Raw genomic sequence first — 22,530 nt, 5'->3', positions numbered from 1 at the left:
GCTCTTCAGGACTTTTTGCAATCACAATTCCAGCTAAAGGGTAAGGTTGCCCAACTTTAAATCGTTGAAAGTCTTTCTCTAACTGGCTCCTACATCTCTACTATTTTCGATAATATTGATGACTCCGTATGGATGGGGAGATGTACCATGCATACAGATCTTGGCTTCGTTGCGGTCTGGCTCTGGGGGACTTCCCCCCAGTCCCCCGCCGCTTGGGGTCCTAACTCCCCCAAACCCCCCGAAAGGGTCTAGCGTTTGGGCTTCAAGTCTAGCGCAACGAGAATCAGTCAAACATTGCCTCCGCCTCAAAAACCAACCGCTCCCCTTGCCACCCGTTTGCCCTTGCTTGAAGACCCAATGGGATAAATGTTGCCATTCACGCCGAGATTGCATCGTTTTGGAGGGGTGCGGGGGACGCAACCTGTTTTACTGGTGAGAACTGACAAAGCTTGTCTCGTGTTCTCACCAGTAAAATCCTCTGCCACGGGGGGTTTGGGGGGCTGCCCCCAAGCAGGATTCTGCCACCCACCGTCAACGTTGCGATCACCTGCCGATTCAACTTTTACGACTTGTGTATACACCGTAGGATAGGGAGATTGGGGGATGACTGAGGACTTAAAAGCACAGACCATTCCTTTGAAGCAGTCTCTGAGTATAAACCCTAAATAGGTAGACTAGATGTACAGTCATTGAAACTGTGCCCTAAATCAAAGACTTCCAATGAAAGAACGGCTGAGCCACGAACAATTAGCTCAAATTGTTGGTGAAGTGGAGCGAATAGCCCAGCGGCAACAGAATGAGGTTGACCGTCAACAGGTGGAGCAGATTTTACAGGAACTCAATCTGCCACCTGAACTGCTGGATGAAGCCATCCTTCAAGTGCAGCGGCGGGAAGTCCTGGCAACTCAACAGCGCCGTCGCCGCAACATTACCATTGTGATGGTTGCCGTTCTGGTGATGACGATCGCGGCGGGGACTTTCTGGTCACAGCAGAACCAACAAAAGCTGGCGAATGTCTCTGCCCAACCGGGGCGAATTACTCTGGCACAGGACAGCAGCGGCAACCTGACAACCGTGACCCGTCCGGCAGAGGTCGCTTACTATGTCACCTTACAGAATGCTCCCATTGGTAAAAAGTTGAGCCTCTCTTGCAATTGGACGACCTTGGGTGACCAGTTGTTGAAACAAAACCGCTACCAGACCCAGGAAATCACCACATCGGTCTGGAACACTCGGTGCAGAAACCTGATTGATTCGGCGGCACCGACTGGAACCTGGAAGGTGACGATGTTCCTGGGCGATCGCCCCATTAGCGAAACCACGTTTGAAGTAAAATAATCCGGCGATGCTCGGAGTGGGGCAAATGGAAGTTTCCCTAGAAGCCCAGCCGTTGGTGGGATACTGGGGCTGGGGTGAATCAGTCCTTCTAGAAAAGCAGTTGCATCAGGTGCTGAGCCAAGTGGAGGGGACAACCCAATTCCTCTGCTGTCAGCAACCCCTCTCACATGATGGCGGGCTTGCCTGGGGGCTTGCCTGGAAAGGGCAGGATCGTGTTCAGTCGCATTCGGCTGAGGTTCTGGTGACTCTCTCTGGCTCTGGGGTGAGAGCAGGCTTAACGGATTGCCTCTTTCCTGCCGATGCCTGGATCCGGCTGAATAAACACAGGCTGTGTCTGGGTCGGGAACCCTTTGGGCGACTGCCCCTTTACTGGTTACAAATCGCGCAGGTGATCTGGTTTGCCTCTCGCCTGCGCCTGTTGCTGCCCCTGGTAGAGAACCCTCAAATTAGCATTCCGGCTGTTTATGGCTACAGTTGTTTTTCCTATGTGCCCACACCCCTGACTCCGCTGTCTCAACTATTTACAGTTCCGGCAGGAGGGGAGCAAACCTGGAGCAGCCACCCCCACGGGTTAACTGAGCCAACCTGGGAGCGATCGCTGGAATGGCAGGAAGTTCCCCACCAGATCCAGGATGAAACCGTTGCGATTGACCAACTGCAAACTCGGCTGAAAGATGCCGTTCACCGTCAAATTGCCGATTTGGGCGATGAACCTGTTGGTGTGTTCCTTTCAGGAGGGTTAGACTCTTCCATCATTGCGGCTCTGTTAGTGCAGGCAGGCATCAAAGTGCGCGCCTATACCCTGGACTTTGGAGAAACGGGAACTCCGGAGCATCCCTACGCTCAGATGGTTGCCACATTTCTCAACATTCCTCTGGTTAAAGTCGATGCCACGGCTCACCAAATCCAGCAGGCGTTGATTGCCACTGCCCAGGCATTGGATTTACCCTTTGGCGATGGGGTCACTATTCCCTTGTTTTTGTTGGGACAGGCAGCCCGCCAGGATGTGCAGGTGGTCTTTAACGGGGAAGGCGGCGACCAGCTATTTGCTGGGTGGACGAATAAACCACTAATCGCAGCCGGTGTTTACGCTAGGGAAGATCCCCTAGAAGGGGATTTCACGGCTCAGTATCTCCGCACCTTCCATCGCTTCTGGGGATACGAGCGCCAGATTTTTCAACCCGAAATTTTTCAGCAGGTCAGCCAACTGCATTCCCAGGAATGGATCAAGGAGGCACTCGATCCTGCTTTTACCACTTCCCTACTCCATCGTCTACGGCGAGCAACCCTGATGCTGAAAGGGGCACAAAACATTCAACCCCGTGCCGTTAGTCTGGGGCAAGCTCATGGGTTACAGGTGCGATCGCCCTTCTGTGATATCCCACTGGCTACCTGGGCATTTCAGTTAGCGGGAGAACTTTACCTCCAGGGTCCCTGCGAAAAATACATTCTTAAACGTGCGGTGGAACCCTGGCTGCCACCGGAAATTGTCTGGCGCACGAAACGAGGCATGGGTGTTCCCCTCACCTCCCAGTGTTTGAATGAGTTATGGTCCGACCTGGGAACCTGGCTGAATCCAGGACGGTTACGCCAGGAGGGTATCTGGCAACCGGATATTGCGACTCGCCTGGTTGCCGGTGAACTGGGCACGCTCCAGGGTCGGCGGATGGGGGAAAGCCTCTGGCTCCTATTGATGTGGCAGGTATGGCGAAATGCGGTTCTGGGTGAATCCAACCCCAGGGTTGCGTGGGATCATCCCTTCTGGCTTCCTCCCTGGCTTGGGCTGCCATTCCTTCAATTCCGCAGGAGGATGGAACAATGGTGAACCAGTTTTCAGAACGGTTGCAAGGGACTGCCTCTCTGCCTTTTTCCCTTAATCTGGCGCAGGAACTCCTGGCGATCTATGGCTCACCCCTTTATGTTTATGATGGCGATCGCCTGCGTCAAACCATTTGCGACATCACTCGCTCCATCCCCTATCCCTTCACCCAATTCCAATTTGCCAGTGTGACCAACGGCAACCTCTGCCTGTTGCAAATTTTTCGGGAAGCAGGCTGGGGTCTCCACGCCAACACCCCTGGCGACATTTACTTGGGTCTCCATGCCAGGTTCCACCCCAATCAGATAGTCTACAGCGGTAGCAACCTCAACCGGGCTGACATGGAGCAAATCCTTTCCTGGAAAGTTGGAACGCTGAACCTGGACAGCCTGTGTCAGTTGCAGCGTTTGTGTGAAGTTTACGGGCAAGTCAGAAGCCAGGAGTCAGCCCCGTTAGTAACCCTGCAAACCCAAAAACCCGAATTCTCAACTCCCAACTCTCAACTCTCAACTTTTAACTCTCAACTCCCCACTCAAACCCCCCTCCGCCTGGGTCTGCGCCTTAACCAGCCCGATCTAACTGGTGACAGCCGAATTGGGATTCGTCCACAGGAATTTGCAGAAGCGGTTGCGATCGCCCAACAGGCAGGACTTAAAATCTCTGGTTTACATTTCTATCGGGGCACTGGCACCAATGCCACCAGTGCCTTTACTCAAGTCATGGATGATGTGTTGGAAATCGCTCAACAGCTTCCCGACTGGGAATACCTGGATTTTGGTGGTGGGTTTGGCTATCCCTACCACCCTGGTGGACCCTCGTTCAATTGGGCAGAATTTGGCAGGGCACTCACCGATCGCCTCAACTGTTTGAATCGTTCCATTGAATTAGTGATTGAACCAGGAAGAGCCGCGATCGCTGGTTGTGCCACCCTCCTCACCCAGGTCGTTTCCGTCAAATGGCAGGACAGTAAACAAATCCTTGGTACCGATACCACCGTCGCCAATCTATCCGTTCCTTCAGTGCATGGAGGCTACCGGGAGATTGGGACGTGGGCAGGGGAGCAGGGGAGCAGAGGGGCAGAGGAGCAGAGAGTCAGGGAAATACTCGATCCATTAACAACCGTTCGGCTGAACGCCCACGTCGAAGCCAACAACCAACCACTAACAACTAACAACCTTACCCCTCTCCCCTCTCCTCTCTCCCCTCTCACTGTTGCCACAGACATCTGTGGCAACACCACCTATTCCCGTGACTATCTGGGACGCAATTGCCAGCTACCCGCCCTCCAAATTGGTGATATCCTCGCTATTCGGGATGTCGGAGCCTATGGCTACGCCATGTCCTCCCACTTTCTGCACCGTCCACGTCCTGCCGAGGTCTTACTCGAAAACGGTAGCCATCGCCTGATTCGTAAACGCGAAGATTACAGCATTTTGCTGCAAAATCAAGTTTTGTAGGCTGACACAGACTCAACCCTGATACTCCCTACCCAACATCTACTCCCCCGTCTGGGTGACTCGCCAGTTCAGTTTCAGGTTAATCCAGAAGTTCCAGAGGGTGACGATCGCGATCGCCAGCAGATTGGCAAGGTAACGGTTGATCCCAAGCCCGTTAAACAACAGGTTCAGCAGGATCACATTCAGAAGGAGTCCCACCAGGCAAATGAGATTAAACTTTAGCAGTCGTTTAATCCGGGGTTGCCAACCAGTTTGGGGCTGAGATATATCCCTGAATGTCCATAAATCGTTCCAGCAAAAGTTATTCAAAATGGCTAACTCTGCCGCCACAATTTTACTGCGGGTTAGCCCCCAGCCCAGGGAAGCAGGATCACTCAACAGATACAGAACCGCCATATCCACAAATACGCCGCTTAACCCCACCAGTCCAAAGCGAAGAAAGCGGACCATTGGAAACTGGAACGTTTGCCGGAGTTTATGAATCCGTCCCCTGGAACGGAGCTTCAACAGGTGCAAAACGTAATCGATATACTGCTTCCAGGTTACTTTGCTGACACCTTCCTGCCGTTCCTGGAAGACATAACCCACTTCAGCAATCTGGCCAATGTCTCCTCGCCCCAATACCTCGATAAGAATTTTGTAACCCTTTGGGTTGAGCAATCGCCCCGCGATCGCTCGCCGTCGCACCATAAAATAACCACTCATGGGGTCCGATACCCGCCCCACCACATTGGGCAAAATGAGCAGTCCCAGCAATTGCGCTCCCCGCGATAAAATTCTGCGGGTTAAACTCCAGTTGCTCACTCCGCCCCCGTCAATGTGGCGACTGGCAACTGCCAGGTCGGCTCCCTGATTCATTGCCTCCAGCAGTTGCAGCAGGGTCTTTGGTGGATGCTGCAAATCCCCATCAATCACCCCCAGCACTTCTCCTTGGGCGACCTGCCACCCCCGAATCACAGCCGTCGAAAGCCCCCGTTCATGTTGCCGTCGCATGACCCGTAATTGGGGATACTGAGACATCAGCGTTTGAGCCAGACTCCAGGTACCATCTGGGCTGTCGTCATCCACGACAATCAACTCATAGCGATCTGGAATAACCGAATCCAAAAGTTTGCTCAAAATCTGGATCAGATGCTCCACCGTTTCCCCCTCGTTGTAGGTCGGAATCACAAGAGAAAGCCAGATCTGGCAGGTTGAGGGTAAGGAAGTCCAAGGGGTTCCGGTAGAAACCGAGGCTGAAGTCACCTCAGCAATCTGCAAAGGGGCTACAGGTACGGGTAAAAGAGCATGGGTCTGATGGATAACCATTGGCTGCTTTCAAAAGTGTCCTAAATCCAAGACGACAATGAGCAGGTGTGTTACCTGTTCATTTGCCAGACGCAGGAACGGAGAGAAAAGTTACTCTGACAAGTATTGCGTGATTGGTGCCAATTCGCCTACTAAAGGGGTACCTTGATGGGTCATGCATAAGATTGAGTGATTTGTCAAGATACGAATTACAAATTCCCAAACAGAGGCATCCCATGCAGAAAGAAATGTGCTGGCTCCCCAAACTGGGGTCCGATGGAACCAAAATATTACATCTAAGGACAGCCACCCATGAACCGTGGCGTCCTTACAACACCTTTCCCCAATACGCCGTTCCGGACTATCCCATCCCCAAAGGGTCAAAAGGGTGGGCAACGTTTCAAAAGCTGAGGCTGGCGGGCTGGACGCTGGTACCGTCTGATCAAGCGATGAAAGGAGCCACTTCAAAAGTAAGCGCCTAAACCCGATGCGATCGCCTTCGAGCGCTAATCCCAGAGGATTCAACATCCCTGGCACTCAAACGTTCCTGTAAAACTGCCGACTGATTGCCGCCAGTGATTACTTGCAAGAAAAGTCTAATGGAGGCAGAATGGGCAGAGTTAGAGGATGCTCAGGTTCAACATGCTGAAGCCACAAGATTTTTCGCGACTGAAAGCACTAGTAGCTGAAGGTCAAAAATATATGGAAAATGGCGACATAGAAGCTGTTGAACGGATAAGACTGGAAATTGAGGCGCTGAAACAGAATTGGCGGGAAAAAGAGAATGTGGATGAGTAGAAGGCAAGCTTTTGTTGTAGAACGCTTGAACTAATCTTCATCCTGAAATATAATCACACTCGACTTACGTGAGGGCTTTGAGATGAATAAAGGTGAACTGGTTGATCAAATTGCTGAAAATGCCAATGTTACCAAGAAAGAAGCGGATGCCATTCTGACAGCAATGCTGGATGTCATTCTGGAAACGGTTGCTAAAGGCGAAAAGGTTACTTTGGTTGGGTTTGGGACGTTTGAAGCCAGAGATCGTCAAGCCCGCGAAGGTCGCAACCCTTCAACTGGAGAACCTATTAAGATTCCTGCTACCAGAGTCCCTGCCTTTAGTGCAGGCAAGCAGTTTAAGGACCGGGTTGTCAACCTGAACGAATGACCTGAGCTTAATGGTCTAAAGACGGTGCTGATTCCAAAGATAAATTTGGAGTTGGATGAATTGATTTTTTTTGCCGTTCATCTTGCTTTTCAGCAACATCATTCTGAATCTGGTTGGAGCAGTCCTAATTGGACTGCTTTTGTTTCAATGGGAGCTAGTGTTATCCACCCGAACTGCGCCCCTGTGAGTTATAAAAATCAGCGCTCATATCCTTGCAGTGCAGAGTAGGATGAAGATTGACCTGTTATTTGTAGGATCATGGGGCAACGCCGCTGGGGAGATACCCGCACGGACCGGCAATTTATTAGTGCATTCATGAAGTGCATTAATGAGATCAAAAGCATTGAAGCGCCCTACCTGGCAAAGCCTCACCCCTCCCCAGACTATTGGGCTTTTCTTACCCTGTTGATGATCATGGAGCGTCAGACCAAACAGCTTAAACTGGACGATAAAGAAATTCAGAATTTTGCATCCTATATGCTCACGATCGCCGCCAGCTTGCTCATCGAGCGAGAATTTTCCAATGACGAAATCCTGGAAGCACTTCAGCTAGATGATGAAAACCTGATCGTGCTCAGAAAGCTGGTCAATAAACATGAGAGGTCGTAGGAAAAGCCTGGGAGTGGCTAGAACAGCCGTACAGATCTGTATAAATGCTGACGCTGGTCTAATTTGTGAAGTAAGCTTGAGAAAAGTGTGCCATTTCCCTGATAAGCAAAGCATAATGCGTCATAAGGCGATAATTGATAATCGCTCGTTCTAGCATGAGGGATAACCCGGAGATTCCGGTTATGGTTCAGTTTCATATTCAGGCAGACAGTGATATTCCGGCTTCGACCCAGCTTTATAATCAAATATTATTTGCGATCGCCTCACGTCAGTTTCCGCCAGGACATCGGTTACCCAGCACTCGCCAGTTAGCGATGCAAACCGGGCTGCATCGCAACACGATCAGTAAGGTTTATCGTCAGCTAGAGGAAGCGGGTGTAGTTGATGCTCAGGCTGGCTCTGGCATCTATGTGCGTGACCCGATTCAGGACGGTGGCGCAAAGGTCAAGTCTCCTATTCTGGACCAACATCCAGAAGCCTATCGGGTCGTTCAGCATAGCCTGGATGAACTGTTGCGGATGGGATGTTCACTCAACCAGGCAAGGGAGTTATTGCTAGCAGAAATTGACTGGCGGCTACGGTGCAGTGCCCAAGTACTGATTACCGCTCCCAATCATGATATCGGTGCTGGGGAATGGATGGTACGGGAGCTGGAGCGGGCACTCAATATCCCAGTTCAGCTTGTGCCAATGGAGGAGTTGGGGCAGGTGCTGGATCAAACCCGGTCTGGTACGGTGGTCACCAGCCGCTATTTTATTGCCGATGCTGAAGCGATCGCGGCTCCCAAGTCAGTCCGAGTCATTCCTGTCGATATTTACGATTTTGACTCTGAGATTAAGCTGATTAGAAAGCTACCTAAAGGAGCCTGTCTGGGACTGGTCAGCCTTAGCTCTGGAACCGTTGGCGTTGCCGAGGTTATTGTCCATAGCCTGCGGGGCGAAGATTTGCTAGTTATGACCTGCCAGTTGGGAGATACCTACAAGTTAAGTGCGATCGTGCGTAGCGCCCAGACCATTATCAGTGACCAGGCAAGTTGTTCTGCGGTCAAAGCTGCGATCACGGCTGCTAGAGAAGATCTGATTCGCCCTCCTCAACTCATCTGTTGCGAGAATTTCATTGTCACCAAATCCATTGAACTGCTGAAGCGAGAATTGGGTTTAGATTAAATGACCGATTCATCCCCAGATTCAGCAACGCCATAAAAGGGATGTTATTTAATTCTCATTCCTAGCCCAATTAGACGATGGCGAATGAGACGAGAGCGATAGCTACTACCCCAAAATTGGGTTTCCATTAAGATTATCAAATGAGGAAGGCGGCGCAGAACACTCTGCACCGCCTTTTTGCCGGAGGACGAATGGTGCTAACACCAATCCTATTTGAAAGATCCGGAGGCTTGAGAAAATCTTAGTCTCTTTGGCTTCAGACCAAAAGTTGTCTGGACTCAGCTTCTAGCATAGTAATCAAGTGTTGATCACCTTGATTTCTGGCGGATTGCAAACGCCGCTCCAAGTTACGCCGCATGTTTTCTCGGTGGGTGTCTTCAAGTGTTTTACGAGCAGCCAACGTCGTAGCCACAGCAACAGGTTTAATTGCCCTCACTTTGTCGGATTGAGTAGCTGTTTGACAGGCTTCAACCGCTTGATTGGTGTGGTAAGTGACACCACGATACTTGAGCGTCAGATCAGGTCGGGGAGCTGGCATCTCTTCAAGTGTGTGACAACGCCAGGTCGCCCCACGATATTTGCCTAAGATCTCACCTTCAGTAACTTCTAAACTTAAAGGATTCTGTTCGTAATGAACGCCGCGATAGGAGAGCTTCATATGTTCCGCCTCGGTTGCTGTCAGTGTGTGCAATAGAATGAGGCGCGTTCCTTCAGGATCACTCCCTACTTCCGTCTCACTAAAAACGTTCGCAAAAGCTTCTTTGGCGATCGCTAAGTGAGATGAACGAATTCATTTATATCTGTATCTTATTTTACCGTTCCTAGAAATAGGTCTAACTTAAGAAAGATTTATAATGATCTCCTGACAAAAATGCAGAGGTGAGGGGATGAAAGCGTAATGTGGATGCGGTGAGGGGTGATGCAGTGAGCAAGGGAAGAGTTTGAGCACTAGTTTCTAAGATGCTATTAGCCTACTATGCCCTGAGGGGGGGTAACGGGTTCTGAAATGCACCTTAAGGATCATGAATTTAATTAACTCATAAATTGGATGGGCGAGTTTCACGGTGCAATCATGAACCGGGCGACAATATCAGTAAAACCGCTCTACCAATCCTGGAGCCTACTGGTCTGTCAAATTTAATTTGACAGGTAGCGAACACCTAGGAAGTTAATGAGGGCTAAATTTTGAGGGTCTACGACCCGTCAAAATTTTCCTGACGGAACACCACCTAATTCCCATTCCTAAATTACCAATTGTGAAAGTCATTATTTTCGACTTTGATGGGACGATCGCTGACTCGTTTGAGATGGTTCTGACCATTAGTAACCGATTGGCAGCCGAATTTGGCTATTTGCCAGCATTGCCAGAAGATATCAAACGGTTGAAAGACTTGAGTTCCAGGGAGATTCTGCGACAGGCAAAGGTTCCCTTCTTTCGATTGCCCTTTTTGTTGCGGCGACTACGCTTTGAACTCAACTGTGAAATTTGTAACCTCAGCCCGATTCCCGGCATTAAAGAGGCACTACAAGAACTGAAACAACAGGGGCACCTACTGGGAATTGTGACCTCTAATTCGGTTGAAAATGTAGCCGAGTTTTTAAAGGCTCAGGGAATGGAGGATTTGTTTGACTTTATTGGCTCTGGGCTGACGCTTTTTGGTAAGGGGAAGGTCATTCAACGTATTATCAAGCAACAACAGTTAAACCCGCTAACAGTAATTTATGTTGGGGATGAAACAAGAGATATTGAAGCTGCGAGAAAAATCCAGATTCAGGCGATTGCCGTCACCTGGGGGTTCAACTCTAGCGAGGCACTGCTAGAGCAGAAACCCGACTTTCTAATCAGCCATCCCAGGGAGTTGGTAGAGGTGATGGGTGGTGGGGTGGAGCAAGTAAGGAGAGAGCAGAGGGGAGTGAAATACCGCTAACTTACAGCGATTTTTAGATGAGTTAACCATAATGGCGGGTGGATGGGTGGATGTAAGGGGAAACGGCTGTAAAACGCTTAAATCCAAACTCAAAACCCAAAACTCAAAACCCTTCTTCCCTTTTCCCTACTATGGGTGAGCAGACAGCGGTTAGTGGCTCTGTGGCGAATTCCCCAAGCTGAACGGATTGGAGCAAGGTGGTCCAGTGGTTGCGGGGGGAGGACTCGTTAGGGTAGGTGCATTGATTCTGAGCCAGGATGGCGATCGCATCGTGCCAGATTCCGGCTGAGGCGTAGATATTAGCGCGATCGTAAACAGAAGTGGCTTGCTTTAAACGGTTGTTCAAATTTGGATTGGCGTTGATGCGCTGCACAACTCCCTCCACAAAGGGATTGCGAGAGGGATAGTTGGGGTCACAGAGGACAGTAAATTGCCAGTAAAAGTCTTTACTGACCTCCAGCACTGATTTGGTCACTGTTTCAGGGATTGTGTAACTGACAATTCCTGGGGTTGCTGGTAAGGCGATCGTTGTTTTGTAAAGTTCCTGATCGTTGCCATCCAACAGGGCAAACTCAGCCCTTTCGGCAGGGGAAGGGGGAACATACCAGAAAAAAGTGGGGCTATTTGACACCGTTGCACTAAAGCCATCGACGGGGGTGAGGGGCATCAAAAATTTTTGCCCTGCCATACAGGTTCCTCGAGTTCCGGCTCCTTCCCGCCGACCGGGTATGCCTCGACTGGGTGGGCGATACTGTTGAGCCATTGCCAGGAATGGGGTTCCAACCAGCATTAATCCTACGAATATCGATAGGCTAAATAGGAGCGATTTGTTACGAAACATAAATGTGGAGCCGCACAGTTGCTTATTAACCATCATTTTGAACTTACAGCCATTTTCATTTGTGTATGCCACACCGATTGTCTTGTATTAATCTGAAGGCATCGTCTGTGTGTTCATCATCTGAAAACCGCTGTCAGGACATTCCAAAAAATAAGTGCTTCTTCTGTCAGTCCTGACACTTTCCCCTGCCCTCGGTTAGACACAGTGTTCTAATCCAGCACTCGCCTACCTGATAGATGGGCGCTATACCTACTCGATCGCATTCGTCGTCTGAATGTTCCCATCAAGGGAATCGCTTTGATGACTTGTTTGATGGTCTGTGGCTTCAGGGAGAGCGGTGGCATAGTCCAATACCCGGTAGACCTCGACCATTTGCTGTTTCCCTTTGAGGGCAAGCGGTCCCCAGGATTCAACGTCAAACTTGTTTTGCAAATGCACTAAAGTATCTTTAGCAATCAGAATGCGGCAGATCTCGTTCTGACGGCTTTTTTCATAGCTTTCCAGGCGGGCAGCCGTGTTGACACTGTCACCGATAACCCCGTACTCCAATCGGTCTTTGCCCCCCAAACTTCCGGCAACAATGGGTCCGGTAAAGATACCAACTCGCATGGCAGCAGTCGGTAGACCCCGGTTGTGCCAGTCTTGATTCAGTTGCTGGAGGCGATCGCGCATTGCCAGCGCACATTCCACCGCCAACCGGGCATCTTCTGCGACTTCAATGGGAGCCGTCCGATTGATGGGTACCCCAAACACTGCCAGCATTCCATCTCCGGTGAATTTGTTAATAATGCCGTGGTGGGAAATGACCTCCTGGGTAATGGCACTTAGATATTCATTCAGCCATTCCAGCAGGTTTTCCGGGGGCATATACTCCGAAATGGTGCTGAAATCTTTAACGTCGGTAAATAGCATGGTGGCATAGAACCGCTGACCGGGAAGTTTGCCAGATTTGAGCAGGCGATCGCGGCTGTTCCAGAGGGCATTAGCAATTTCGGGGGAGGTGTTTTGCCCCAACAGTGTCATCATCATCACTTGCTGGCGGTAAGCCTGCTGTGCCCGGTAGGCAACCATAATGCCTGCTGTCATCATCAATCCCAGCACAGGCGACATGACCGGCACCCATCCTGCTTGCAAGAAGAAGCCATAGTAACCAATGCCACCCAGTACAGTAATGGAGACTGAGATCGCCACAATTAGCCCCAGTGGATGCCGAATAAACCAGGCAAGACTACCTCCCAGCAATGCCCAACCAGCAATCCAAACCATTTCTACCCAATCTGCCCAATACCAGAACAAGGACTGTTCACCTAATGCTGCACTAAGAATCTGGCTGACAATCTGGGCGTGGATGATGACCCCTGGCATGGACCAGTTGCGATCGCCAGCGGCGGCACTATAGGGAGTCAGGAACATGTCCTTCAAACTACGGGCACTGGTACCAATTAGAACAATTTTGCCCTTGACCCAACTGGGGTCGAACTCGTTATTCAAGATCTGGGTCAGGGTCACCTGGTTTGCCAGGTGATGGCGAGCGCGGTAGTTGAGTAAAATCTGATAACCCGCGGCATCCAGATTTTGGTACAGTCCTGAACTCGACTCTAAGGGAACGAACTCGGCTTTTCCAAGGCGAAGATAGTTAGGGTTCATGTGCCCCGTCTGGGGGGTAATGCCCAGATCGCGAAGGTAAGCGATCGCCAGTTGCAAGGAAAATGCGGTCAGAGTCTCCGTCTCGGTATCGGCATACAAAAGCCCCCGACGAATTACCCCATCATTGTCTGGGGGAATGTCATTAAAACCAACCCGTGCCGCTGGTACACTCGCAGGCGGTGCAACTCCCAGATCTTCCTCATCACTGATTTTGGTAATCACCACCACGTTTGGAGATTGCAGCTGTTTAGCGAGTTCCTGGTTGCCAGGTTCCTGGGGCAAATCTCGATAGAGATCCAGCCCAATCACCTTAGGATTGTGCTTTTGTAGGTTAGCCAACAGGGTTGCTACTGTCCGGTCAGAGAGGGGCCAGCGTTTCTGTGCCTTAATATCGGCTTCGTTAATAGCCACAATTAGCAGGCGGGAGTCAGGTGCCAAATCCGGGCGCAGGCGCATCATCTGATCATAGGCTGCTAGTTCTGGAGTCTGGAGCCACCCAATCTGACGCGCTGCCAGTAGACTTCCGGTAACTGCCAAACTGGTTACGCCGATCGCCAGGGGCACCAAAATTGCTTTCGGCAGAGTTGCCAGGGTAGACCAGGCGGCACGAGCGTTAAATTTTATGCCAGATACAGGTGCTTTCAAGTGCAAAATATCGGAATGGTTCCGGTAGTCTTGAGGTAGGGTCAGTGAAGCGATGCACCTGCATCCATCCTAGCGGGAGCCGCATCCCTGATTAAAAGCTATACGCATTCTAGCCAGGCAGATCCTGATTAGCTGCTGGATAGAACGGAATCCCTATATATTCATCCCCCTGGCTTCTCCAAATCTTCAATTTCTTTAGAAAAAATTGGCTACCTGAAAAGATCCCCGGTGTCTGTCAGAGTGATTGCATGAATCAAACTAGATTCGAGAGACACCGGGGATCTAATACCAATTTGAATTGAAACCACAGCAGATCCCGGTACGGGCTTGGCACTGCCAAGCCCCTCCTGAAGCTCCTCCTCAACTTTGATGTGCCCACAAGTTCGTTTAAATCGGTATAAAACGCCAGATTAGCCATCAAATAAGACTGAATTGGTCAAATTTGACCACGGCTGATTCGGGTTTTCGCGTGTCAAAGTAGTAGCTGCTGACCGTTCCTGCGCCCGTGTCCAAAATGCTGAACACGGTGATATCATTACTGGCGACATAGGGCATCGGTTGACCGCTGGCATCCTCTAAAGGAGCAATGGTTGGAATCACAGGTTCTAAACCATTGGGGTCGCCAATCGCGACATAGGCTTCCTGGTAGGCTGAGCTGGGAGGCACTGGACGCTGGCGATCGCCCAGGTGTGCTCCGTAGGAGTTGCCCACATTTGAAGTCTCCAGGTAGTGAGTGCCTCTGGGACTGACAAACCGATTCCACAGGTGGGAATGCCCAAAGAAAACAAGCTGGGTTCCGGCAGCTTCCAGCAAGGGTACAACATCTCTGATAATGTAATCTGCTGGTTTGGGGTATTCGTAGCGAATGGCAGTGATAGTGCCTGCGGCATTTCGCTCAATCACCTGCACCGGGTCAGTATAGGCAGGAACGATGTTGTCACCCAGGGTATGGGGCGGGTGGTGAAACATGACGATTTTGTACTTTGCTTGCTGGAACTCTGGACGGGCAAGTTCCTGTTCCAGCCAGGTATATTGGGGACTGCCTTTGGCGATCGATTCAAAGATGTGTTGCCCATGGCCCCACTGGTCTGGCTGGTTCAGATCTGCATCCCGTTCTTGGTAACGTCCTTTGGTATCGGGTGTCAATTTGTAGCCGCGCCAGATGTTCGTAATGTAGAGAACAATCAGCCGGATATCGCCAAAGGTAACGGCGTAATACTTTTCCCCACCTGGGGAACTGGTGGGCAAGGTCAGGATTTCTTCGTAGGTATCGACATTGAAGGAATGGTTATTTAACCAGGTTTCCTTAATGGCAGGATCGTTGGTCGGATTGAGGGTTTTAGCTTTCTGCTGGTAACGCTTTTCGGCTGCCCACCGGGGAACCGCATCTTCAAACTGATCATCCAGGCTATTTGTAGTGGAAAACCGTCCCATCACCTCATGGTTGCCGATCGCCGCAAACAGAGGAGCAGACTGGATCAAGGCACCGCCGGTATAACGAGTTTTGCTGCCATTCTTTTCCAGTTCGTAGTAGGCGCGTCCCTGGAGAGGCGGGAAGAAGGCATTGCCGTTGCGATCGTCAAACCATTCCGAGGCGCGATCGGGCACGTTCACCAGATCTCCAGCAAATAGGACTGCATCGACCGGCCCAATGGTTTCCACAACCTTCTGACAGTTTGCTGCCACCATCGGTTTCAACTGGTGATCCGAGGTCAACCAAATTTTCAGTGGTTGACCGGGGGACGGTGTGGCAGATAAGGTAAAGCGATCGCTACTGACGGAAACTCCATCCTCACGGGTGCTGGTGACCTGGTAGGGGACAGGCTGACCCGGAAGCAGCCCCGTAATTTTCGCTTCATGCCGCCAGATGGGACGATAGGTAGGCTGGGGGTAAGCAATGGTCAATGGGGAGTCCTGGTCTTCGCGGGTGCGGCTCAGTTGGGTGGTGGTGGCGATCGCCTTTTGCCCCAATCCCTCGCCATAGGTAACGGTGTGGTGGGAACCGGCAAACTCCGTAAACCAGACCACGCGCACAGAATTTTCCGTCGGTAGTTGCAGGAAAGGGTCGGTCAATAATTGGGGTGGGGAAACCATTGCAAGCACTTTAGGAATCAGTTGGGATGGAAGGATAGCGGTCAGGATTGCCCTGACCAGAAAGTGACGGCGCGAATGAGGGCGCATGAAATATCCAGCCATTGCTAATCTAAACTCAACCGTGCTCATCCTAACTGTCCCAGGTTAAGAACCTATAGTGAGGGAAATAGGCGTATCAACTCACAGTGAATCAACTATGGTGAATCAAATTACCCTTCAGGTGAACGGTGAGCCAAAAACCTGTTCACCGGAAACTTCCTTACCCGAATTTTTAAACCAACTGGGAATGAACCCTCGCCTGGTTGCCGTGGAGTACAACGGCGAGATTTTGCACCGTCAGTTTTGGGACACCACCGAGATGAAGGAGGGCGATCGCCTGGAGATTGTCACGATTGTGGGAGGGGGATAAGGGAGAGTTGAGAGTTGAGAGTTGAGAGTTGAGAGTTGAAACCCCGTACCCAATCCTCCTTCTTCTTCTCACCCTTCACGGGGTATTTTTTTCCTTACTGTGGGGAAAGTCATTTTTGGATGCGTATTTCTAAATTAAGGACTTCTGAAGTGTGTTCTTAATGAGGTAAAAAAGGATGACTCTTGAGCAATTGACTTTAAACGGTGCCACCACCCTGTTGACCTATCTGCAATGCACTCGGCTAACGAACGAAGGGATTGGAGCCGAAGCGCTGGCTGCAACGTTGTGTGAAATGCTGAACCAGATCGAAGCTGAACACCCCGGTATTACGCATGGGTATGGCTGGGAAAAAGTCATCTCCCTAGAAACAGATTTAGAGCGGGATTGGGAATCTAACCAGATTGACAATGACCGTCACACCGATTTTGATTTCTCCAGATTAAGCTAGAAGCATAAAGAGTCACTGGACTATTGCCACGGGCTAAAGACAGTTCAAGGGCAATGGTCTTGCAAGAGCCTGCCAACCCCATAGTCCAGTGTCTAGCGTCTAGCGATCGAGGTAAGGATGGAAATTGGTGTTCCAAAGGAAACAAAGGATCAGGAATACCGGATTGGGCTGAGTCCTGGCAGCATCAGGAGTTTGACCGAGCGTGGACATCATGTTTTTGTGGAAACTGGTGCTGGATTGGGTGCCGGGTTTACGGATGCAGATTATGTTCAGGCAGGTGCTCAGACGGTTTCTACGGCAAAGGATGCCTGGGATCGGGATCTGGTGATTAAGGTCAAAGAGCCTCAAGTCTCGGAGTATCAATATTTACGTAAGGGAATGATCCTGTTCACCTATCTTCATCTGGCAGCCGATCGCAAGCTGACGGAGCATTTGCTGGAAAGTGGAGCAACGGCGATCGCCTACGAAACGGTCGAATTGCCCGATAAACGTTTTCCCCTACTTGCCCCTATGAGCATTATCGCCGGACGACTGGCGGTGCAGTTTGGCGGGCTCTACCTGGAACGGCAACAGGGAGGACGAGGCGTATTGTTGGGAGGCGTTCCCGGTGTTCAGCCCGGGAAAGTGGTGATTCTGGGTGGGGGGGTGGTTGGTACCGAAGCTGCCCGAATTGCCGTTGGTATGGGTGCCAGAGTGCAAATTTTAGATATCAGCGTCGATCGCCTCTCTTACCTGGAAACCCTGTTTGGCTCCAGGGTGGAGATGCTTTACAGCAGCACCAGTTATATTGAATCCGTCGTACCGGATGCCGATTTGCTGATTGGCGCGGTACTGGTTCCTGGGCGCAGACCTCCTACCCTCGTTTCCCAGAATTTAGTCAAACAAATGCGTCCCGGTTCCGTGATTGTGGATGTGGCAGTAGACCAGGGCGGTTGCATTGAAACGGTTAGACCAACTTCCCACTCCCACCCCACCTATGTAGCAGAGGGGGTTGTCCATTATGGGGTACCCAACATGCCAGGAGCCGTTCCCTGGACGGCAACCCAGGCACTCAATAACAGTACCCTGCCCTATGTGCTGAAACTAGCAGACTTTGGTTTAGCTGCCCTCGACAAAGATCCCATCCTGGCAAAAGGATTAAACGTACAGAACAACCATCTCATCCATCCTGCCGTGCAGGAGATGTTTCCTGACTTAATGGGGTAATTTTCAAAGAGAGAGCGGTGTGGGCGATGTCCAGGAAAGATCCGCCCCATGACTGGGCTAAGTGCCTGAATCATGTTTTAATTCGTTGCAAAAGTTAAAATTAAAGTGTTAGCCCCCTCTCTCGCCGCCTCATAGAGCCTGGGCTAACCTGGCAGCCCTAAAAGCGATATACCCGAAAGGGTTGAAGACATTACTTAATTATCCAGAGAGATGATTTCCCACAGCCAATAATGTTTGATTTCATTTCAGCCTGGTGGCGATTTAAGTCACTTTATTGATTTTGTATAATTTCACGGCTGTGAAAAGCAATTAACATAGAAGAATCTATAAATCGTTTACTGTTTATAAAAGTTTGAGTTTCTGTTTGAGAGGATGTTTAGAAAGCCCTACTGCCGGTAGCATAAACCTCCTGATGAATATGAGTTATTTATTTTTATGGTCAAGCGATCGCTCCAGGCATCTCCTGCTGGTATTCAACGGGCTAAACGAGCGTTTGCGCTTAAGGGCTGGACACAGGAAAATCTGGCAGGAGAGGTAAGCTTAAAGACCCGTCAGCCAATCTGGCGGTTTTTCACCGGGAAACCCGTTGATCGACAGATTTTTTTAGCCGTTTGTTCAATCCTCGATCTAGATTGGCGAGAAATTGCAGAAAATCCGCCAGCGGACTTTCCGGAGCCTGGGGAGGCAACGGATCAGGCTGATCTGGATATCGATGGTCTGGTACAGCAAGTGCGATCGCGCCATCGAGACACCATTCAAAACCAATGTGGCATTTTGCAGCTATTGGACATTAATCGTCCGGTTAACATTGATGACATCTATGTGGATGTCAATATCCTAGAAGAAATCGCCAGCCAACAGCAGTTAGAAATTGCTACCCTACAAAACCTGGAACCTGCTGAATTCAACCGCGTGGGCTTGGGTGCGGTAGAGCAGGCGCAAATACCAGGAATGCAGGCGGTTGAAACCTATTCGAAGCTCAGAGTTCTGGGTAAACCAGGGGTGGGCAAAACAACTTTTTTGCAACATCTGGCAATCCAATGTAACCGGGGTGAGTTTGCCGACCATCAAGTCCCAATCTTTATTCCCCTGAGAGATTTCGCTGAAGAATCCAGGGATGATGGTAAATTCAGCCTTTTAAGTTACGTTCGTCATGCCCTGCTCACCTCTGGTATTTCAAACCCATCGGTGCCTGAAACCTTACTGCAAGCAGGCCGTGTCTTGCTCTTGTTAGACGGTATGGATGAAGTGCTGAATCAGGACATTGCCGCCGTTCTGAGAGAGATTCGCAAGTTTACGGATAAGTATCACAGAAATCGATTTGTCGTGTCCTGTCGCACCGCCGCCCAGAGGCTAAAACTGCGAGGCTTCACGGATGTCGAAATTGCGCCCTTTACCCAGACACAAATCACAACCTTTGCCCAAAAGTGGTTTGTGGCACTCACCAAAACGACGGCTCAATTGGGGCAGGAGCAATCGGCTCAGTTTATTCAGAAATTAGACTTGCCAGAAAACTGGCAGTTTCGCCAACTGGTGGTAACACCATTGTTTCTGCATCTTGCCTGTTGGGTGTTTTATGGTCAAGGAAAATTTCCGAACAAGCGGAGTGAATTTTATAAGCAAGGGCTGGATCTGCTGCTGGGGCAATGGGATGAAGCGAGAGGGGTTGAACGTGACAACGTATACCGAGAGTTTTTACTGCCCCAAAAGCTGAGGCTGCTGAGCCAATTGGCAGCCGTCACCTTTGAACAGGGACAGTACTTCTTCGAGCAACGCACAATTGAGCAATATATTGGGGACTATTTGCGGAATTTGCCAGGGGTGCCCCTGGAACCCGAAGAACTGCAACTCGAAAGCGAGGCAATGCTGAATGCGATCGAGGCACAACATGGGTTACTGACTGAACGGGCGCGAGGAATTTTCTCATTTTCCTATCTGGCATTTCAAGAATACTTCACTGCCCGAAAGATCGTTGCCAGCCACAATCTGCGAGCATTAGAGCAAGCCCTGGAAGGATTAGTCAGTCACATTACCGATCCCCACTGGCGCGAAGTCTTTTTGTTAACGGCTGCCATGTTGCGCAGTGCTGATTCACTGGTGCAGTTGATGAAGCAACAGATTGATGCCTTAGTTGCCCAAGACCCCTATCTGCAAGAATTTTTGATGTGGGTCAGCCAAAAATCCCAGATGATTCCAGCGGAACGCAATGTGGCGACGGCACGAGCGTTTTACCTTGCCCTGGCACAAAACCCTCATACAGCGGCACAGTTTGCCTTAGTCAGCACCCTGGAGCAGGGCATGTTTTTAGATGCGGCGTTAGAAAACTTGCTGCTAGAGTTTGCGATCGACCACAGTCAAGATTTTGCCTACGTCAATGCCTGTAGCGAAGCACTCAACAACATTCTGGTGATGGTTTTGGATGCTGGATTTTATAAGTCCCTGCAACAATTGAGAGACCAATTGCCCTCTGCGAGCCAAAATCAGGAACGGCTTCAGAAGTGGTGGCAGAAAAACTATGCTGCCTGGGTGCAGCAGTTGAAGGAGCGGATTGTTCATTATCGCAATATTCATCATCCCTGGCAGTTTAGCCCTGAGCAACAGCAGGTGCTACAACGCTACTACGATGCCAATCAACTTCTGATCGATTGTCTGAATAGTAACTGTGAGGTGACAGCGGCAATCCGGCAAGACATTGAAGCCACGTTGCTGTTACCTCAAAAAGAACTGGAAGATCGAGAATGGCAAGGAGAGTAGATTTAGAGGCGATCGCTCCTTCGATTGGTGCCAGTAGAGAGGGTAAATGAAGGGAGCGACATCACCATTGAACATCAGTTTGGATGAAGAAGCAGAACGAAATAGCCCTGGTTTTATAGGGGGGGGCTAATTGGATACTTCTAGTTTCTAAGACTGACAGCAAATTCCCTGAGTTTGTTATCTCTGATACAAATTAAAAATGGGCTTCTTGTTAGAACTAGAGCCTGAGAAGATTCGTTTATTCAACCATTCAAACAACTGAGATGCTTCTAGGGTTCCGATTCAGGTTTGTTGCCTGAATGTCTGGTCCGAGAGGGGCAGGCTGTGATTCAGGCTGTACTGCTGAGGATCATGGTTACACGGCGGGAGAAAAGCCCGGGAGAGATGGCAACGTATGTGGATGTTGCTGCTCTTGCGGGCTTTTTTGCTGAAATTTTTGCTCTGTCCTGGTATTCTGTCGTGGTGAATTTATGACCGACAATCCCTTATTTCAAAGTCCAGACTCTACTCCTCAACCCTCTTCTGAGGCAACCCGCGCTTTACAGCGAGAAAGCCAGTTGCCGTTGACGGGTTGGCAGCAGGAGGTTACCAAAGGACTGGAGTATGGGCTAGAAGCCGCAGCCAGTATTCGCGATCGCTCCATTCCGACCTTTTCTCGCGGTGAGTTACCCCACTTTGCAGGCATTAATACCTTCCTGAAAGCGCCCTATTTAGAGGATGTGCGCAGAGTTGGTGAGTATGATGTGGCGATCGTTGGCGTTCCCCATGACTGTGGTACCACCTACCGCCCCGGTACTCGGTTTGGTCCCCAGGGAATTCGGCGCATTTCTGCCCTCTACACCCCCTATAACTTTGAACTGGGTGTCGATTTGCGGGAGCAGATTACCCTCTGTGATGTGGGCGACATTTTCACCATTCCCGCCAACAACGAAAAGTCCTTTGATCAGATTTCTAAAGGCGTTGCCCATGTCTTCGCCTCTGGAGCTTTCCCGATTCTTTTAGGCGGCGATCACTCCATTGGATTTCCGACAGTGCGAGGCATCTGCCGTCACCTGGGGGACAAAAAAGTTGGCATTATCCACTTCGATCGCCACGCCGACACCCAGGAAACCGATCTGGACGAGCGGATGCACACCTGCCCCTGGTTCCATGCCACCAACATGGCAAATGCCCCCGCTAAAAACCTGGTGCAGTTAGGGATTGGCGGCTGGCAAGTGCCCCGGCAGGGGGTCAAAGTCTGCCGTGAACGGATGACTAATATTCTTACCGTAACCGATATTGTTGAGCGGGGTTTGGATGCTGCCGCCGACTTTGCCCTGGAACGGGCGCTAGACGGAACCGACTGCGTCTGGATCAGCTTCGACATTGACTGCATTGATGCCGGGTTTGTCCCTGGAACTGGCTGGCCTGAACCAGGCGGCTTACTTCCCCGCGAAGCGCTTGGTCTGCTGGGCAAAATTATCCAAAAAGCCCCCGTTTGCGGTATCGAAGTAGTCGAAGTTTCTCCCCCTTACGATGTCAGCGACATGACCTCCTTAATGGCAACCCGCGTCATTTGCGACACCATGGCACATATGGTTATCTCTGGACAACTTCCACGCAAGTCAAAACCCGCTTACATCCATGCAGAAGCCAACATGGAGGTCGATCAAGCATGGACGTAAATCAGTTGAGAGTTGAGAGTTGAGAGTTACAGAGTTCAGAGTTCAAAGTCCAC

At 50.4% G+C, this 22,530-nt stretch carries 20 protein-coding genes and 2 riboswitches; of the genes, 14 read left to right on the top strand and 6 right to left on the bottom strand.

The genetic code is table 11. The features are described from left to right. Positions 1 to 305: 305 nt before the first annotated feature. Positions 306 to 581 (bottom strand): hypothetical protein, encoded by a 276-nt coding sequence (locus AC1S52_RS08310; protein ID WP_482028560.1) that lies wholly within the window; start codon positions 579 to 581, stop codon positions 306 to 308. Between the two features lie 139 nt (positions 582 to 720). Between AC1S52_RS08310 and AC1S52_RS08305 the strand changes: the two genes are divergently transcribed. Genes AC1S52_RS08305 through AC1S52_RS08295 form a run of 3 tightly spaced genes read left to right on the top strand, consistent with a single transcriptional unit; the run spans position 721 to position 4,614 of the window. Beyond that, complete coding sequence (locus AC1S52_RS08305) at positions 721 to 1,338, top strand: DUF3859 domain-containing protein (protein WP_482028559.1); 618 nt, start codon at positions 721 to 723, stop codon at positions 1,336 to 1,338. A gap of 25 nt (positions 1,339 to 1,363) precedes the next feature. Next, positions 1,364 to 3,163 carry an asparagine synthase-related protein gene (locus AC1S52_RS08300; protein WP_482028558.1) on the top strand — a complete coding sequence of 600 codons (1,800 nt, stop codon included), beginning with the start codon at positions 1,364 to 1,366 and terminating at the stop codon, positions 3,161 to 3,163. Next, on the top strand, positions 3,157 to 4,614 hold the full coding sequence (locus AC1S52_RS08295) for a diaminopimelate decarboxylase family protein (protein WP_482028557.1): 1,458 nt from the start codon (positions 3,157 to 3,159) through the stop codon (positions 4,612 to 4,614). Before AC1S52_RS08300 ends, AC1S52_RS08295 begins: the two co-directional genes overlap by 7 nt. 39 nt (positions 4,615 to 4,653) lie before the next feature. On the opposite strand, the gene AC1S52_RS08290 is transcribed toward AC1S52_RS08295, so the two are convergent. Then, on the bottom strand, positions 4,654 to 5,922 hold the full coding sequence (locus AC1S52_RS08290; RefSeq protein ID WP_482028556.1) for a glycosyltransferase: 1,269 nt from the start codon (positions 5,920 to 5,922) through the stop codon (positions 4,654 to 4,656). Positions 5,923 to 6,137: 215 nt separating this feature from the next. On the opposite strand from AC1S52_RS08290, the gene AC1S52_RS08285 reads away from it, so the two are divergent. The 5 genes from AC1S52_RS08285 (at position 6,138) to AC1S52_RS08265 (ending at position 8,841) form a co-directional block, all read left to right on the top strand. Next, positions 6,138 to 6,383 (top strand): hypothetical protein, encoded by a 246-nt coding sequence (locus AC1S52_RS08285; RefSeq protein WP_482028555.1) that lies wholly within the window; start codon positions 6,138 to 6,140, stop codon positions 6,381 to 6,383. Between the two features lie 160 nt (positions 6,384 to 6,543). Further along, positions 6,544 to 6,699, top strand: coding sequence for a hypothetical protein (locus tag AC1S52_RS08280; RefSeq protein ID WP_482028554.1), 156 nt, complete (start codon positions 6,544 to 6,546; stop codon positions 6,697 to 6,699). 82 nt (positions 6,700 to 6,781) lie between these two features. Next, complete coding sequence (locus AC1S52_RS08275; RefSeq protein ID WP_482028553.1) at positions 6,782 to 7,066, top strand: HU family DNA-binding protein; 285 nt, start codon at positions 6,782 to 6,784, stop codon at positions 7,064 to 7,066. Positions 7,067 to 7,324: 258 nt separating this feature from the next. Further along, complete coding sequence (locus AC1S52_RS08270; RefSeq protein WP_482028552.1) at positions 7,325 to 7,675, top strand: hypothetical protein; 351 nt, start codon at positions 7,325 to 7,327, stop codon at positions 7,673 to 7,675. 182 nt (positions 7,676 to 7,857) lie between these two features. After that, complete coding sequence (locus AC1S52_RS08265) at positions 7,858 to 8,841, top strand: GntR family transcriptional regulator (protein ID WP_482028551.1); 984 nt, start codon at positions 7,858 to 7,860, stop codon at positions 8,839 to 8,841. A gap of 256 nt (positions 8,842 to 9,097) precedes the next feature. On the opposite strand, the gene pirA is transcribed toward AC1S52_RS08265, so the two are convergent. Continuing rightward, positions 9,098 to 9,499: an arginine synthesis PII-interacting regulator PirA gene (gene pirA / locus AC1S52_RS08260; RefSeq protein ID WP_482028550.1), complete on the bottom strand. Its 402-nt coding sequence runs from the start codon at positions 9,497 to 9,499 to the stop codon at positions 9,098 to 9,100. Between the two features lie 41 nt (positions 9,500 to 9,540). Continuing rightward, positions 9,541 to 9,630, bottom strand: a riboswitch (Glutamine riboswitch). A 467-nt stretch (positions 9,631 to 10,097) separates the two neighbouring features. Between pirA and AC1S52_RS08255 the strand changes: the two genes are divergently transcribed. Continuing rightward, a complete protein-coding gene (locus AC1S52_RS08255) occupies positions 10,098 to 10,769 on the top strand; it encodes an HAD-IA family hydrolase (protein WP_482028549.1) in 672 nt (223 codons plus the stop codon). A 103-nt stretch (positions 10,770 to 10,872) separates the two neighbouring features. Here AC1S52_RS08255 and AC1S52_RS08250 read toward each other — a convergent pair whose 3' ends face one another. From AC1S52_RS08250 to AC1S52_RS08240, 3 genes are all read right to left on the bottom strand, one after another. Next, on the bottom strand, positions 10,873 to 11,682 hold the full coding sequence (locus tag AC1S52_RS08250) for a DUF928 domain-containing protein (RefSeq protein WP_482028548.1): 810 nt from the start codon (positions 11,680 to 11,682) through the stop codon (positions 10,873 to 10,875). Between the two features lie 177 nt (positions 11,683 to 11,859). Next, complete coding sequence (locus tag AC1S52_RS08245; RefSeq protein WP_482028547.1) at positions 11,860 to 13,902, bottom strand: CHASE2 domain-containing protein; 2,043 nt, start codon at positions 13,900 to 13,902, stop codon at positions 11,860 to 11,862. A 417-nt stretch (positions 13,903 to 14,319) separates the two neighbouring features. After that, a complete protein-coding gene (locus AC1S52_RS08240) occupies positions 14,320 to 16,125 on the bottom strand; it encodes a metallophosphoesterase family protein (RefSeq protein WP_482028546.1) in 1,806 nt (601 codons plus the stop codon). 67 nt (positions 16,126 to 16,192) lie between these two features. Between AC1S52_RS08240 and thiS the strand changes: the two genes are divergently transcribed. From thiS to AC1S52_RS08215, 5 genes are all read left to right on the top strand, one after another. Beyond that, positions 16,193 to 16,405: a sulfur carrier protein ThiS gene (thiS, locus tag AC1S52_RS08235; RefSeq protein WP_482028545.1), complete on the top strand. Its 213-nt coding sequence runs from the start codon at positions 16,193 to 16,195 to the stop codon at positions 16,403 to 16,405. A 175-nt stretch (positions 16,406 to 16,580) separates the two neighbouring features. Continuing rightward, positions 16,581 to 16,853, top strand: coding sequence for a hypothetical protein (locus AC1S52_RS08230; RefSeq protein ID WP_482028544.1), 273 nt, complete (start codon positions 16,581 to 16,583; stop codon positions 16,851 to 16,853). Between the two features lie 117 nt (positions 16,854 to 16,970). Continuing rightward, positions 16,971 to 18,059 (top strand): alanine dehydrogenase, encoded by a 1,089-nt coding sequence (gene ald, locus AC1S52_RS08225; RefSeq protein WP_482028543.1) that lies wholly within the window; start codon positions 16,971 to 16,973, stop codon positions 18,057 to 18,059. Positions 18,060 to 18,494: 435 nt separating this feature from the next. After that, positions 18,495 to 20,813 carry an NACHT domain-containing protein gene (locus AC1S52_RS08220; RefSeq protein ID WP_482028542.1) on the top strand — a complete coding sequence of 773 codons (2,319 nt, stop codon included), beginning with the start codon at positions 18,495 to 18,497 and terminating at the stop codon, positions 20,811 to 20,813. 258 nt (positions 20,814 to 21,071) lie between these two features. Further along, positions 21,072 to 21,197, top strand: a riboswitch (guanidine-I (ykkC/yxkD leader). 86 nt (positions 21,198 to 21,283) lie between these two features. After that, positions 21,284 to 22,477: an agmatinase family protein gene (locus AC1S52_RS08215; protein ID WP_482028541.1), complete on the top strand. Its 1,194-nt coding sequence runs from the start codon at positions 21,284 to 21,286 to the stop codon at positions 22,475 to 22,477. Positions 22,478 to 22,530 lie beyond the last annotated feature (53 nt).

It is taken from the genome of Kovacikia sp. CALU 1929 (genome assembly GCF_056784235.1).
The sequence above is the reverse complement of the archived record's forward strand: the minus strand, read 5'-3'. Positions and strand labels throughout refer to the sequence as shown.

What these genes read in the sequence shown, in the direction of transcription:
- thiS (WP_482028545.1), top strand. Translation starts at nt 16,193, where the DNA reads ATGGTGAATCAAATTACCCTTCAGGTGAACGGTGAGCCAAAAACCTGT.
- AC1S52_RS08240 (WP_482028546.1), bottom strand. Translation starts at nt 16,125, where the DNA reads ATGAGCACGGTTGAGTTTAGATTAGCAATGGCTGGATATTTCATGCGC.
- AC1S52_RS08290 (WP_482028556.1), bottom strand. Translation starts at nt 5,922, where the DNA reads ATGGTTATCCATCAGACCCATGCTCTTTTACCCGTACCTGTAGCCCCT.
- AC1S52_RS08220 (WP_482028542.1), top strand. Translation starts at nt 18,495, where the DNA reads ATGGTCAAGCGATCGCTCCAGGCATCTCCTGCTGGTATTCAACGGGCT.
- pirA (WP_482028550.1), bottom strand. Translation starts at nt 9,499, where the DNA reads ATGAAGCTCTCCTATCGCGGCGTTCATTACGAACAGAATCCTTTAAGT.
- AC1S52_RS08265 (WP_482028551.1), top strand. Translation starts at nt 7,858, where the DNA reads ATGGTTCAGTTTCATATTCAGGCAGACAGTGATATTCCGGCTTCGACC.
- AC1S52_RS08215 (WP_482028541.1), top strand. Translation starts at nt 21,284, where the DNA reads ATGACCGACAATCCCTTATTTCAAAGTCCAGACTCTACTCCTCAACCC.
- AC1S52_RS08280 (WP_482028554.1), top strand. Translation starts at nt 6,544, where the DNA reads ATGCTGAAGCCACAAGATTTTTCGCGACTGAAAGCACTAGTAGCTGAA.
- AC1S52_RS08305 (WP_482028559.1), top strand. Translation starts at nt 721, where the DNA reads ATGAAAGAACGGCTGAGCCACGAACAATTAGCTCAAATTGTTGGTGAA.
- AC1S52_RS08230 (WP_482028544.1), top strand. Translation starts at nt 16,581, where the DNA reads ATGACTCTTGAGCAATTGACTTTAAACGGTGCCACCACCCTGTTGACC.
- AC1S52_RS08300 (WP_482028558.1), top strand. Translation starts at nt 1,364, where the DNA reads ATGGAAGTTTCCCTAGAAGCCCAGCCGTTGGTGGGATACTGGGGCTGG.
- ald (WP_482028543.1), top strand. Translation starts at nt 16,971, where the DNA reads ATGGAAATTGGTGTTCCAAAGGAAACAAAGGATCAGGAATACCGGATT.
- AC1S52_RS08295 (WP_482028557.1), top strand. Translation starts at nt 3,157, where the DNA reads ATGGTGAACCAGTTTTCAGAACGGTTGCAAGGGACTGCCTCTCTGCCT.
- AC1S52_RS08275 (WP_482028553.1), top strand. Translation starts at nt 6,782, where the DNA reads ATGAATAAAGGTGAACTGGTTGATCAAATTGCTGAAAATGCCAATGTT.
- AC1S52_RS08270 (WP_482028552.1), top strand. Translation starts at nt 7,325, where the DNA reads ATGGGGCAACGCCGCTGGGGAGATACCCGCACGGACCGGCAATTTATT.
- AC1S52_RS08285 (WP_482028555.1), top strand. Translation starts at nt 6,138, where the DNA reads ATGCAGAAAGAAATGTGCTGGCTCCCCAAACTGGGGTCCGATGGAACC.